Genomic DNA, 12,992 nt, shown 5'->3' on the forward strand with positions numbered 1-12,992 from the left:
CATGATTATCAAAAATCTTGACATTTCTGATAAATAACTACAAAATTATCCTAATTTCTTTTTTTTGTTTTCACTATAAAAATGTAACATAGAATCCCCTTTCTAAAAAAGCACTGTCACCAGTGCTTTTCATTCCTATTCTCCACAGAGCTCTCGATATATACCTAGATAAAATTCTGCACTTTGAGCCCAGGAAACATCTTTTTCCATGGCATTCTTCACAATACCTTTCCATGCTGTCGGGTTATTATAGTAAAGATCAATGGCTTCCCACAATACATGCATCATATCATTCGAATTGTAGTTAGCGAAACTGAAGCCACAGCCCTCTCCGGTATATTGATTGTAAGGCTGTACCGTATCTTTCAATCCACCGGTTTCTCTTACGAGTGGCAATGTGCCATAGTGCATAGAGATAAGCTGTGAGATACCACATGGTTCAAACAGAGATGGCATCAAGAAGAGATCGCTGGCAGCATAAATTTCATGTGACAGTGCTTCATTATAGCCACAATAGAAGCAAACCTTTCCTTTATTGCCCCACTCAGCTTCTCTTAGTTTCTCTTCAAGCCCTGCTTCGCCACTTCCAAGAATGACTAACTGAATTGGCTGATTGCAGATATTGAATAACTGTTCGATGATCAGATAGATGCCTTTTTGCCATGTAAGTCTGGAAACCAGACCCAGCATCATGACATTTTCATCCACTTCAAGACCTAACTTCTTCTGTAAAGCCTTTTTATTTTCAGCCTTTCCCTTCTTATAAGTCTTAAATGTATAATTCTTTGTAATCAGTGCATCACTCTCTGGATCCCACATCTTCGTATCAATACCATTGACGACACCGCAGAGATCAGCTTCTCTGAAACGTAAGACTGCGTCCATTCTTTCACCAAACTGGGTCGTTTTAATTTCTTCCGCATAGCTTGGCGACACGGTCGTGATCTTATCCGAATAGACGATACCTGCTTTCAAAAAGCTAATACCGCCATCAAATTTCACATTTCCATTATCAAACACATAGTTGCCTAACCCAAGACAAGATTCCAGCATATCAGCTCCAAAATTACCTTGGAAGGCAAGATTATGGATCGTATAGACATGCTTGATGCCACGATAGCGATAATCATGATTAAAGTTTTCTTTGCACATAGCGGCGATCATACCCGTATGCCAGTCATGACAATGCATGATCTCAGGGAAATAATCGATCTGATTCAACATTTCCAATACAGCTTTCTGGAAAAAGGCAAATCTTTCACCATCATCCTCATATCCATACATTGCTTCTCTTTCAAAATATCCCTGATGTTCAATAAAATAATATGTCACATCATTATAGATATAATAGAAAAGATTGACCTGGGTTTCTTCATAATTGATATTTACGGTATAAGTTCTCAAATAAGTAAATTTATCATGCCAATTAATAGCTATCTTTTTATATAAAGGCATAACAACTCTGACATCATACCCGCGAGCTCTAAACTCATTCGGCAATGATCCGATGACATCAGCCAATCCTCCACTTTTGATAAACGGCAAGCCTTCCGCAGCAACCATCATAATTCTTTCCATTAGATACGATCTCCTTTTCTTACATAAGCCGGTGATCCACAGACTCCTTGTATGTTCTTCACTCGCGAAATATTCGCTTCCTTATCCACAACGATATTATTCAGATACACATTCTCTCCAATAACCGAATTCGGACAAATAACCGCATTTTTCACGACAGCACCTTTTTTCACTACACAGCCACGGCCAATGATCGAATTTTCAACTTCACCTTCAATCATACAACCATTTGAAATAACACATCGGCGTACCTTGGCATCTTCTGTATATTTGGTCGGAGGTGAATCATTCGTACGTGTATAGATAGGCCACTCTTCCTTAAACAGATCAGAAGCCACTTCCGGATCGATCAGCTCCATATTGGCCTCATAATAGCTTGTAAGGTCTGTAATGGCAGCTAAATAGCCGCGATACTGATAACCGCGAATATCTAATTCCTCACATTTCTCATTTAAGATATCTGTAAACCAATAAAGCGAGCTCACCTTCAATGCCTCATCGATCAGCTGTATGAATAGATTTTTCGATAATACATAAGTTTCCATAGAAATATTTCGAGTCTTATAGTTGCCCCGGTTCTTTCCGATAGACAATATACCCTTTTGTTTATTTAAAGCCAGTGTATCACAGTCAATAAAGCGTGTCTTTGCATCATCCACCGACTTATAAACAACCGTAATATCTGCTCCGCTTTCAAGATGTTTTTTCAACAATGTATCATAATTCATCGAATACAACATATAACTTGGAGCAATCACGACATAATCCTTCGTTGACTTTTCAATGATTCGCATGTTGGCTTTAAAACTGGCAATATCTGTATTATAGAATTCCGATTCCGGAGAATTTTCACCATATAAGATACTGATACCTCCACGTTTTGAGTTAATGTTATATTGGCGTCCTGTTCCCACATGAGAAAATACGGAACGTGGACGGTTTTTTAAATAAATCTGAATTTCTTCTATTTCGGAATTTGTCATATTTGACAAAGGAAAGTCAATCATACGATAACGTCCTAAAAATGAAAAAGCTGCAATAGGACGATAATCATGCATTCCCTTTATACGAACATTTGATCCCGGAAAATTAACAATACCAAGTGCATTACACATATTTCTTACCTCACATTCTTGGAAATCAATTCAATCTCTTCGCTATTTGGATCTCCTACTACCATATTAGGGGCTATTTTAATGCCGTTTGCGACAATGACCCGATGCAGCTGGACACCCTCTCCGATCTGACACTCCGGCAATACGACCGAATCCTGCACTAAGGCATCTTTACCGATCTTAACGCTCGTAGAGATCACTGAGCCTTCCACTTTTCCATCGATATAACAGCCCTGGTCAATGATCGAATTAATGATATCTCCATGATCTCCAATATACTGAGGAATCGCACATTTATCCTGTGTATATATTTTCCAAGTCTGATCCTGAAGATCCAGCTCTTTGGAACGATACAAAAGATCCATATTTGCTTCCCACAACGAAGAAATCGTTCCGACATCTTTCCAATATCCTTCAAAGCGCCATGACCACAAACGCTTTCCTTCATTTAACATCGTCGGAATGATATCTTTACCGAAATCATGATGAGAATCAGGATTCTTATCATCATCATTTAATAGTTTTCTCAATAACTTCCAGTTAAAGATATAAATACCCATTGATGTTATTTTTCTCTTTGGTTCCTTTGGTTTTTCTTCAAATTCAATGATCCGGCCGCTTTCATCCGTATTCATGATACCAAAGCGACTTGCCTCCTTCATCGGAACCGGCAGGACTGCAATCGTACAGTCAGCATTGTTTTCCTTATGATGTGCCAACATCTTGGCATAATTCATCTTATAAATATGATCACCTGAAAGAATCAGTACATATTCCGGATCATAAGAATCAATAAAATCTATATTTTGTGTAATCGCATCGGCAGTACCTCGATACACATTAAACTCTGTATCTGCTTTTTCACGGGGCGGCAAAACAAAAACACCGCTGTCTTTCGCATCAAGACCCCAGTGACCTCCTCCGGCAACATAAGAATTTAATTGAATGGACTCATATTGTGTCAAAACACCCACAATATTAATTCCTGAATTAGCACAGTTACTCAATGGAAAATCAATAATACGATATTTTCCACCAAAATAAACTGCTGGTTTTGCAACTTTCTTTGTCAGTGCTTCCAGACGCGTACCGCGTCCTCCGGCAAGAATCATTGCCAACATCTGTTGTTTCATAAATTATAACCCCCTGGTACATCTATACCACTATTATAAATACTTTTTCACAAAATATCTACTACTTTGAGAAAAAAGATGAAAACGCTTTCCATATTTTACCTATAAAAAAAGTTATTTTTACCTAATTTCTACAATTTCATCTCTTTTTCGATTTTTATTGTATGATTTTTCCAAAAGAAAAATGCCTGTTGTGTACAGACATCCTATTTTTTAAATAAATAACCTAATGTTGCGGCCAACACCTGTTGCACCGGCACAACAATAACAATTATCCTTAGAAATACTGTGACATCCGCTATATCCAAGTGTATCCACTCAACTCCAGCATTAATAAATTCCCTCCACATGCTTTCTTCACAGCATTCACCAAATCAACATCAACCGTTTTACTTGATCTAGTTTTATCATAGACATAATTTCTATATGATGTAAGAAATAATAAAACTCACAATACATAGACTATTATCAAGAATACTTTTTTACTCTGATTCATGTTTCCTCTATTCTGACGATTGAAACTTAACGAGTTCTTGAAATATTTCATCAACTTTTTTAGAATAATCTATCTTTGCAGAAAGCATTTTCTTTTCCAATGGAATTTCTTGTTCATTTAACACAATGATTCGATCAACATAATGAGTATTTTTAAGCGTTGTGGATCCTGTAATGACCCAAATAGGCACGTTATATTTCTTTGCTTCAGATATGAGGTTTGAAATAAGCTTTCCGTGTAATGACTGTTCATCAAAGCGTCCTTCACCCGTAATCATTAAATCGCTTTGTTTTATTTCAGATTCTAAGTGCAATCTTTCCATCAAAAGGGTCGTACCATTTAATATTCTGGCATGATGAAATGCAGCCAGAAAAAGACCTAAACCTCCGGCAGCACCTAATCCTTCTATCTTTTTCAAAGATTGATGTGTCATCCTCTCTAACACATCAGATAAATGATATAAGCCTTTATCCAACTGTATGCATTGCTCATATGTAGCTTTTTTTTGCGGTCCAAATACAAAAGCACAGCCATTTTCTCCAGTTAGAGGATTGGTTACATCGACACCTAATGTAAATGTACATTCAGATAACCGACTATCTGCCCTACTTATATCAATGATTTCAATCTTTTCCATATTTGAAGGTAAAGGGGCTAATCGTTTTCCCTCTTTATCAAAAAAACGATAACCTAAAGCTTCGGCTAAACCAATACCTCCGTCAACAGTTGCACTGCCACCTAAAAAGATAACAAATTTTCTAAATCCATTTTCAATTCCAAATTGAATGATCTTGCCCAAGTTAAATGTATTAAGAGTTAAGGGAGCAAGATAATCCTGATATAAAGGAAGACCTACTACTGATGCCGATTCTATCAACATCGTATCATTCTCTACCACATAAGGAATTTTCATATCACCAAGTAGATTATCTTTAATGATGATCTCATTTAAAACACCACCATACGAGAGATAACTTTCTAAACTTCCTTCGCCGCCATCGGCAAATGGAATACAATGACAAGAAAATTGGGATGAATATTTTTTTAATTTTTCCTGCCATATCATACAAATTTCTTTTGATGTTAAGCTTCCTTTAAAACTATCACTCACAACAAGTATTTTTTTCATTATATAATGACTCCTTTTATAATGCTTTTCTACCTTTAGTATAAGTCATTTCAACTGAATAGTCATCATTCAATACTACAATATCTGCATCATAACTCACAGCATCCAATACTGTTTTATACTGATACAATGCTTAAAGCTATAAACAAAAAAATACCAGGAAACTTTTTAATTTTCAAAAAGCTTCCTGGTGTTTTATTTTAAAATTAAAGAATAATTTCTCCCATAGCTGTACCGCTGACACCAGCTGCATTAGCTTCATCTGTATCAATATGCATTGCAAGTGCATAAGAATCAGATACACGTATTACAGTATCTCCAAAGGTTGTCGTTCTGTCTTCTGTTTCTATTTTGACACTTACGATCTGACCATTGGATACACCATAGTATTCCGCATCCTTTGGTGTCATATGGATATGACGTTTTGCCGCAATGACACCTTCCTTGATTTCGATTTCACCACAAGGTCCTGCAACGATGATGCCATTCGTACCGGCAATATCTCCTGATTCACGGATCAATGCTTTTACACCTACAGTTCTTGCATCTGTGAGTGAAAGTTCGATCTGGGTAGCTTTACGAGTAGGACCTAAAACACTTAATTTCAATTCACCGCGAGCCCCCTTGATCGTTACCTTTTCTTCACAGGCAAACTGTCCCGGTTGTGAAAGATCTTTTTTAGGAGTTAATTGATACCCCTTTCCAAATAATGTTTCTAGATCAGCGTCTGATAAATGAGCATGACGCGCACTGACTTCTACTAATACTTTTTCTTTTGACATAACATAATCTCCTTACTTAACATCTACATTATAGGAGTTTCATTTTACTTTTTCAACAGTAAAATGAAAGCATAACTTAAACCTTTCAATTATTTTCTAACTTTTTGCTCAGATAACGGCGGACAAGCGAAATAAAATAAAGGGAACCGCAAATGACCAAGACTCCTTCTTTCTCCATGCCTTCATCGATCGCCTGCCGATAATCTTCAACCACCTTTAAAGAAAAAGGCTGAGCCAAACGCTCTGCTTTATCAGCACGTTCATTCTCAAACTCACAAAGAACGATATCCTGTGTGATACGCCTCAATTCCGCAAGCATCTTTTCTCCTTCTTTATCTTTCAGACAGCTAAAGATGATATGGATCTTATCATAATTCTGTAAAGAAGCAACAAGGGCTTTGATACCATCCAAATTATGGGCTCCATCTATGATGATCAGCGGATCCTGACGCATGATCTCAAAACGTCCGGCCCAGCTCGTATCAAACAAGCCTTCTTTGATCATCGTTTCATTGATATCAAAATTCTTTTTCTCATTTAGATAATGAATCGTTTCAATGGCTAAGGCTGCATTCAAACGCTGATAAAGTGCCTTTGTGTTTAATTGATATTCTTGCTTCTGATATTCAAAATACAAAAAATCATCAACATGCACATGATCGACAGAGGCAATTTTTATGAGATGTGAATGATGCTTTTCTGCTTCCCTTTCAAAAACATTTAAACAATCCTCTCTGTCACTGGCACTGATGCAGTCAACACCATCCTTGATGATGCCCGCTTTTTCATAAGCAATCTTTTCATAGGTATCCCCCAGATACATCATATGATCCATACCGATATTGGTAATCACAGACACCAAGGGGTTTTGAAGGACATTGGTCGCATCAAAACGGCCACCCATGCCCACCTCATAAATTGCGATATCTGCCCCTTCATCTCTAAAATACAAAGAAGCGATCAGCATATCGATTTCAAACATGCTTAAATCATATTTTTCCCATAAAGACTCTGTTTCATTGATATAAGATAAAAGTTTTTCATCACTGATGCTGATATCGTTGATACGGATACGGTCATGATGACTGATCAGATAAGGCGAGGTAAATGTACCTACCCGATATCCTGCTCTTTGTAAGATGCTGCGCAGATAATTGACCGTGCTTCCTTTGCCATTCGTGCCGCCTACATGAATGGTTTGAATCTGATCTTGCGGATCATGCAGTTCAGCAACCGCTTTTTTAAAAAGTTCAAGACCGGAATGATGATGCCGGCGTCTTTCAATGACCGCAATGGCTTCTTCTACATTCTTCCACATCATCAATCGATCTGCCAGTCAATCGGCGTATAGCCATGCTGCTTCAAAAATGCGTTCGTCTTGGAAAAATGGCGGCATCCGAAAAAACCATTATAAGCTGACAGCGGTGAAGGGTGAGCACACTTTAATACAAGATGATGCGGGTTAGTGATCATTATGCTCTTATTCTGGGCATTTCTTCCCCACAGTAAGAAAACGATCGGCTCTTTTCGCTCATTCAATAAAGCAATGATACGATCTGTCAGTATTTCCCAACCCTTATTGGCATGAGAATTCGCCTGACCTTCCCGTACCGTCAGCACCGTGTTCAACATCAATACTCCTTCTTTGGCCCATTTCACAAGTTCCCCGTGACTAGGAATCGTACAGCCGACATCATCGTGTAATTCTTTAAAGATATTTTTTAAGGATGGCGGAGGCATGACCCCTTTCTTTACCGAAAAACATAGTCCATGTGCCTGATTTGGTCCATGATACGGGTCCTGTCCCAATAAAACCACCTTCACATCCCGATAGCTCGTATATTTTAACGCATTGAAAATATCATACATATCCGGATGTATCTTATAATGCTTATACTCATACGCCAAAAAACGCCTGAGCTGCTGATAATAATCCTTTTCAAATTCATCTTTTAATAATTGATCCCAATCATTTCCAATATGTACCATACTATTTTAACCATTCCTGATAATCTTCATCCAATTCATTCTGACATGCTTCTATTTCTTCAAGATTGCAAGCCTTCATCTTTTCAATCGTTGTATCCAAATAAAGAAAATCCAACGCTCCCTCTGTTTTATTTTCAATACCGACCCAGTTTCTTGAAATTGCCCCATTCAACGCAATCGTTTTTTCTTTAATATGTTCATTTTCAAACGTAAACTGATCCAGCTGATCTTCCAAAATCAAAGGTATCCGTATCTCATCATTACATAACAGCTGCATGCCTTTTACGGAGTGCATCAGCTTGACCAAATTTTTAGCGGCATTCGGATAAGCGGTATCCTTATTGATGACATAGCCATAAGAGATAGCCTGGGTATAAAGCTGATGACCATTGATGGTAGGCAGCTTGGTAATCTGATACCTTCCCTGATTGACCTCTTCATCCTGCTTCAGCTGCATGCCGTCTGTGACAAAGCCGCTATAATATGTATTTTGAATAAACCAGTTATCAAAAGAAGCCGGATCATCACATGCGATGAGCTCTAAAATCTTTTGATAATCAGTAAGTGCTTCCTGAAAAGCAGAACCTGTAAAATTAATGATATTACGATCCCTTCCCGGCAGATAATTCAGATTTGAAGTAAGGAAAGCCGAAGTAAAATAAATATCATCCATATAATAAAAACCATGATCCAATTCAGCTATTTTCTCAATCTCTTTAAAGGTATCCTTATCGATCCCATCATTTTCGATCTTATTCAGATCAAGGGCATAATAGCTCATTCCCTGAGCCATGATCGGCTGATAAACTTTTCTGACCTTATCAAAGATATCATTAAAATTGGTATTTAAGCTCACCTCAACATCACTTTCAGGTTCTAAAAGCTCATCAATGACCAAAGGAACATATTTATCTTCCAGCCAATAAACGTCATAAGCCACATCTTCACCATTCGCAATAGAATTCTGAATCTCTTCCTGACTTACGACACTGATTTCAAGCCCGGCATCCGGATAGGTTTCCTTCCATAATTCATTTAACTGCTCTTTATAAGCTTCATCATGAACAGCTACTTTCAGCACAGCTTCTTCTTCATTTTCGATCGTTCGGCTGCATGAAGCCAGCAAAGCTGCAGCCATCAGAAACATCCATATCTTTTTCATTCTTTTATCATACCATATCTTTCATCATTTCTAAAGAAAAAGCAGTTTTTCAACTACTTGATTCCTTTGATCAAACGTGCGATCAGATTATCTTCGACATATGCCATCGGATACTTTGGAAAGACCATGATCATGCGATAAACATAAATGCTCATCCAAATGACCAATGTCAACGTCAACAGTCTTTTAAACCATTTCCTGTCTTTAAAATACGTATAGAGAAGCGGAAAAAACATCAAAACTAAAAGATAGATCACCGGATTGAAATAAAAAGCCTTTTCAAAATCTAAGCAAAGCAGATAATAGGCAGCTGTTGTCATCATGCATCCCGGACAAGGAATACCGGTAATTCTTTCAAACGGGCATTGCCACATGAAGAAAACCACAAAGATGACAATTACCAGCAAAAAATTAGTAATACTCTTTTTCATCGATACAGTGATTCATTTCACTGACAAGAATCAGCATACTGATGAACCCTAACTGAAAAACAGCCAATATCGGACATAAAAGAGAAATTGAGCTTGTCCGCATACCTAGATCATATTGAAAATTCTCAATCTGCTTTCCTATTTTATAGTACCAGTAAATATGATAAATTCCACAGGTAATCAGTGAAAGCAGAAGATCCATTGCCGGATCATTTCGATAATCATACTGCAATTCATTCATTTCTCTGGAAATCGCATAAATAAGATACACATAATATAAACCACAGGTAAATATCATCAGCAATATTGTAGTTGCAAGATTTCTTTTCATCGTGATCCTCCTTTGCTTAATACAATCACACTTAATGGCTGGATTGACAGATAACCATTCACAATCTCATGATCAACACGGCCGTTATAAAAGAGAAGGTAGCGAATACCATCAAAAGGATAGCCAAACTCCCGATAACTCGGATTAAACATGATCATCAGATCTTCTTGTCCATCATGAATATGATAACATAAGACCGTTGCATCGATATCTCCAAACGATACATGCTCCTGAATCATTTGCGTACTTGGATAACGCAAACAGGCATGATCTTTTCTTAACTGAATGCAATCCTTCGTATATTCAACGATCGTTTCATATGTGTTTTTTCTCTCCCAGTTGAGCCAATTGATATCATCCTTACTGTTATAAGTATTAGGTTTACCATATTTTGTACGGGCAAATTCCAGGCCCGAATGAAGAAACGGGATTCCTTGTGCAAAAAGGACGGCCGCAATACACATCTTCTGACGCATGATCCTTTTCTCACGAGTATCCTCCTTACAGCACTCCTTCAGCTTATCCCAGCATGTCTGATTATCGTGACATTCAACATAATTGATGACATTGACAGGCTCCATGAAATATCGATAGGTATATGCATCACTAACAGAAGCACTTAATACATCCTTCATCATCGCTAGCTGAGATAGATCACCGCTGCAATAACCTTTCTGATACACTTCTTCAATTCTTGTCTGACCCTTGGCCACATCCCGAAAACGATCCGAGAAATGAGCAATATGCGGCATCTTATAGTCATTGAGGATCGTGGCCCGCTGCTCACCCTCCAAAAAACTTGGCATATTCCAGCCTTCACCATAGATCATGACATTCTTATCAATCTGATGACAAGCTTCATAGACCTGATTCATCGTATCCACATCCAAGATACCCATCAAATCAAAGCGAAAGCCATCCACATGATATACTTCCATCAGATATCGGCAGCAGTCAATGATGTATTTTCTTCCCATCGCCCGTTTAGAATCAAAATCATTGCCACATCCGGAACCATTGGAATAATAGCCTTCATTATTCATCTGAAAATAATAATTAGGAACGCTCTTTGCCAACGGCATATCTTCCATCTCAAAAACATGATTAAACACGACATCAAAGATCACACGGATCCCTGCCTTATGCAATTGATGTACCATCTCTTTTAATTCAACGATACGCGCATAAGGATCATCCGGATCGCTGCTGTAACTGCCCTCCGGGGTCATGAACTGGGCCGGATCATATCCCCAATTATAGAAAACCGAAGGATTGTTTTCATCGACACTGGCGAAATCCATGACCGGCATCAGCTGTACATGCGTCACTCCCAATTGCTTCAAATAAGTAAAACCGATATTTTTCTGAATCGTATGTTCATTTTCTTCAACAACACCCAAAAATTGCTTCGGATGTTCAAAATCGTGATCCTGATTTTGAGCCGTAAAATCACGCACATTCATCTCATAGATGATCGCATCTGTATAATGCTTCAATTCAGGCAACGATGGCCTTTCATCTTTAAATTTCTCAATATCGACAACAACACTGTATCTTGAATTTGCCAGCGAACTCTTTCCATATGGATCTTCACACGCCTGCCAGCTGCCATCCACTAAGATATAGTAGAGATACGTCTTTTTTTCCATATCGCCATTGACAGTGACCTCATAAATACCACGATCTTTTCTTTCCATCGGATAAGAGATTCCATCCAGATGCAAACGGACTTTTACCGCAGTTGGTGCCCATAATTTAAACACGGTCTTTTCCTTTGTATAAACAGCTCCCAGATCATTACCATCATAGCTAAATTGTTCATCAAATGCCAAAAGCTTCGTAATATAACCTGTTTTTAAAGGACACCTGCGTGCATATTCATGCAGGACATGATATTCCTTTCCTATTTCTACAGATTTTTGAGTCTTACATGTATATTTATTGTAATTTTTACTCGTCGGTTCAATTGTCTGAATTTCAAGATCTTCCAATCTTCCGTTCTCATCTTCAAGATAAAAAAGACGGCTGTTTCCCTCATAGCTTTGTTTTGACATATAAATGACGATCTTATCAAAATCGTCTAAATAAGCTTCAAAATAATTAATCTGCCTCATAAAAAGATTATACCATACTTTTAACTCTTGCATACAAGTTTTTATCAAGCTCATGAATAATGAAAACTCATTTTCAAATAAAAGAACAGCTGAATATACAAGTAACCCCAGTATAGCAATACTGGGGTATAAATTTTATTCTTTATTATCATACTTTGTCTGATAACCCGGATTATTATCAGGACGCAAAGCATTTGGATATTCGATATCGCTCTTGACATCGAAGCTTGTTTTAGTCAGCATCTTATAAACCTTTACAGGATTATCAATACCGATGAAATCAATCTTACCTGAATCACTTGTAATATGGATCGAACCGACATGTCTAAGCTTTTCAATCAGACCCATCGTAATATTTACATGATCAATTTCATGATGGTCAATACTTCGCACTTCGACTCCTAAGGCTCCGCCTACTTGTATCACACGATGATCGGTAACAGCATATCGTACATTTTCCCATTCGATACGCCTTCTTATAAAAGAAGTAAATACGCTGTAACACGGATAAAGATGAATAGCGAAGAATGCGATAAGAAATAAAAGCATCAAACCGGAAGCAAAATGTAAAAAGTTAACAATGAATATGATATCAATACAACCCCATATGACAGCAATAGGAAGCATTCTTAATGATGGCAGAAAACAGTAACAGAATTTATCCGGCTTCATTTCACAAAGAATTGTTTCATTATTTTTTATGAGATCCCGTATTTCTACTCTTTCATCCAT

At 37.6% G+C, this 12,992-nt stretch carries 12 protein-coding genes; all 12 read right to left on the reverse strand.

Features of this window, described 5'->3' with window-relative positions:
- Positions 1-135: 135 nt before the first annotated feature.
- Positions 136-1,578, reverse strand: a complete 1,443-nt coding sequence (gene glgA / locus Q0K35_RS02735) for a glycogen synthase GlgA (protein ID WP_294561142.1) — start codon at positions 1,576-1,578, stop codon at positions 136-138.
- Positions 1,578-2,693, reverse strand: coding sequence for a glucose-1-phosphate adenylyltransferase subunit GlgD (gene glgD / locus Q0K35_RS02740; protein ID WP_294561143.1), 1,116 nt, complete (start codon positions 2,691-2,693; stop codon positions 1,578-1,580). The genes glgA and glgD overlap by 1 nt, the downstream gene beginning before the upstream one ends.
- Positions 2,694-2,698: 5 nt before the next feature.
- Complete coding sequence (locus Q0K35_RS02745) at positions 2,699-3,826, reverse strand: glucose-1-phosphate adenylyltransferase (protein WP_294561144.1); 1,128 nt, start codon at positions 3,824-3,826, stop codon at positions 2,699-2,701.
- A 503-nt stretch (positions 3,827-4,329) separates the two neighbouring features.
- Positions 4,330-5,451 carry a glycerate kinase gene (locus Q0K35_RS02750; protein WP_294561145.1) on the reverse strand — a complete coding sequence of 374 codons (1,122 nt, stop codon included), beginning with the start codon at positions 5,449-5,451 and terminating at the stop codon, positions 4,330-4,332.
- 206 nt (positions 5,452-5,657) lie between these two features.
- On the reverse strand, positions 5,658-6,233 hold the full coding sequence (locus Q0K35_RS02755) for a phosphate propanoyltransferase (RefSeq protein WP_294561146.1): 576 nt from the start codon (positions 6,231-6,233) through the stop codon (positions 5,658-5,660).
- 85 nt (positions 6,234-6,318) lie between these two features.
- Positions 6,319-7,554 carry a folylpolyglutamate synthase/dihydrofolate synthase family protein gene (locus tag Q0K35_RS02760; protein ID WP_294561147.1) on the reverse strand — a complete coding sequence of 412 codons (1,236 nt, stop codon included), beginning with the start codon at positions 7,552-7,554 and terminating at the stop codon, positions 6,319-6,321.
- Complete coding sequence (locus Q0K35_RS02765; protein WP_294561148.1) at positions 7,554-8,222, reverse strand: uracil-DNA glycosylase; 669 nt, start codon at positions 8,220-8,222, stop codon at positions 7,554-7,556. The genes Q0K35_RS02760 and Q0K35_RS02765 overlap by 1 nt, the downstream gene beginning before the upstream one ends.
- Position 8,223: 1 nt before the next feature.
- Positions 8,224-9,384, reverse strand: coding sequence for an extracellular solute-binding protein (locus Q0K35_RS02770; RefSeq protein WP_294561149.1), 1,161 nt, complete (start codon positions 9,382-9,384; stop codon positions 8,224-8,226).
- A 53-nt stretch (positions 9,385-9,437) separates the two neighbouring features.
- Positions 9,438-9,815, reverse strand: coding sequence for a DUF2752 domain-containing protein (locus Q0K35_RS02775; protein WP_294561150.1), 378 nt, complete (start codon positions 9,813-9,815; stop codon positions 9,438-9,440).
- Complete coding sequence (locus Q0K35_RS02780; RefSeq protein WP_294561151.1) at positions 9,796-10,146, reverse strand: DUF4234 domain-containing protein; 351 nt, start codon at positions 10,144-10,146, stop codon at positions 9,796-9,798. The genes Q0K35_RS02775 and Q0K35_RS02780 overlap by 20 nt, the downstream gene beginning before the upstream one ends.
- On the reverse strand, positions 10,143-12,260 hold the full coding sequence (pulA, locus tag Q0K35_RS02785) for a type I pullulanase (protein WP_294561152.1): 2,118 nt from the start codon (positions 12,258-12,260) through the stop codon (positions 10,143-10,145). Before pulA ends, Q0K35_RS02780 begins: the two co-directional genes overlap by 4 nt.
- A gap of 135 nt (positions 12,261-12,395) precedes the next feature.
- Positions 12,396-12,992, reverse strand: a complete 597-nt coding sequence (locus Q0K35_RS02790; protein ID WP_294561153.1) for a PH domain-containing protein — start codon at positions 12,990-12,992, stop codon at positions 12,396-12,398.

It is taken from the genome of uncultured Traorella sp. (assembly GCF_944327115.1).
In the GTDB taxonomy this organism is placed as follows: domain Bacteria; phylum Bacillota_I; class Bacilli_A; order Erysipelotrichales; family Erysipelotrichaceae; genus Traorella.

What these genes read in the sequence shown, in the direction of transcription:
- Q0K35_RS02760 (WP_294561147.1), bottom strand. Translation starts at nt 7,554, where the DNA reads ATGATGTGGAAGAATGTAGAAGAAGCCATTGCGGTCATTGAAAGACGC.
- Q0K35_RS02755 (WP_294561146.1), bottom strand. Translation starts at nt 6,233, where the DNA reads ATGTCAAAAGAAAAAGTATTAGTAGAAGTCAGTGCGCGTCATGCTCAT.
- Q0K35_RS02790 (WP_294561153.1), bottom strand. Translation starts at nt 12,992, where the DNA reads ATGGATGAAAGAGTAGAAATACGGGATCTCATAAAAAATAATGAAACA.
- Q0K35_RS02775 (WP_294561150.1), bottom strand. Translation starts at nt 9,815, where the DNA reads ATGAAAAAGAGTATTACTAATTTTTTGCTGGTAATTGTCATCTTTGTG.
- Q0K35_RS02770 (WP_294561149.1), bottom strand. Translation starts at nt 9,384, where the DNA reads ATGAAAAAGATATGGATGTTTCTGATGGCTGCAGCTTTGCTGGCTTCA.
- Q0K35_RS02750 (WP_294561145.1), bottom strand. Translation starts at nt 5,451, where the DNA reads ATGAAAAAAATACTTGTTGTGAGTGATAGTTTTAAAGGAAGCTTAACA.
- pulA (WP_294561152.1), bottom strand. Translation starts at nt 12,260, where the DNA reads ATGAGGCAGATTAATTATTTTGAAGCTTATTTAGACGATTTTGATAAG.
- Q0K35_RS02780 (WP_294561151.1), bottom strand. Translation starts at nt 10,146, where the DNA reads ATGAAAAGAAATCTTGCAACTACAATATTGCTGATGATATTTACCTGT.
- Q0K35_RS02745 (WP_294561144.1), bottom strand. Translation starts at nt 3,826, where the DNA reads ATGAAACAACAGATGTTGGCAATGATTCTTGCCGGAGGACGCGGTACG.
- Q0K35_RS02765 (WP_294561148.1), bottom strand. Translation starts at nt 8,222, where the DNA reads ATGGTACATATTGGAAATGATTGGGATCAATTATTAAAAGATGAATTT.
- glgA (WP_294561142.1), bottom strand. Translation starts at nt 1,578, where the DNA reads ATGGAAAGAATTATGATGGTTGCTGCGGAAGGCTTGCCGTTTATCAAA.
- glgD (WP_294561143.1), bottom strand. Translation starts at nt 2,693, where the DNA reads ATGTGTAATGCACTTGGTATTGTTAATTTTCCGGGATCAAATGTTCGT.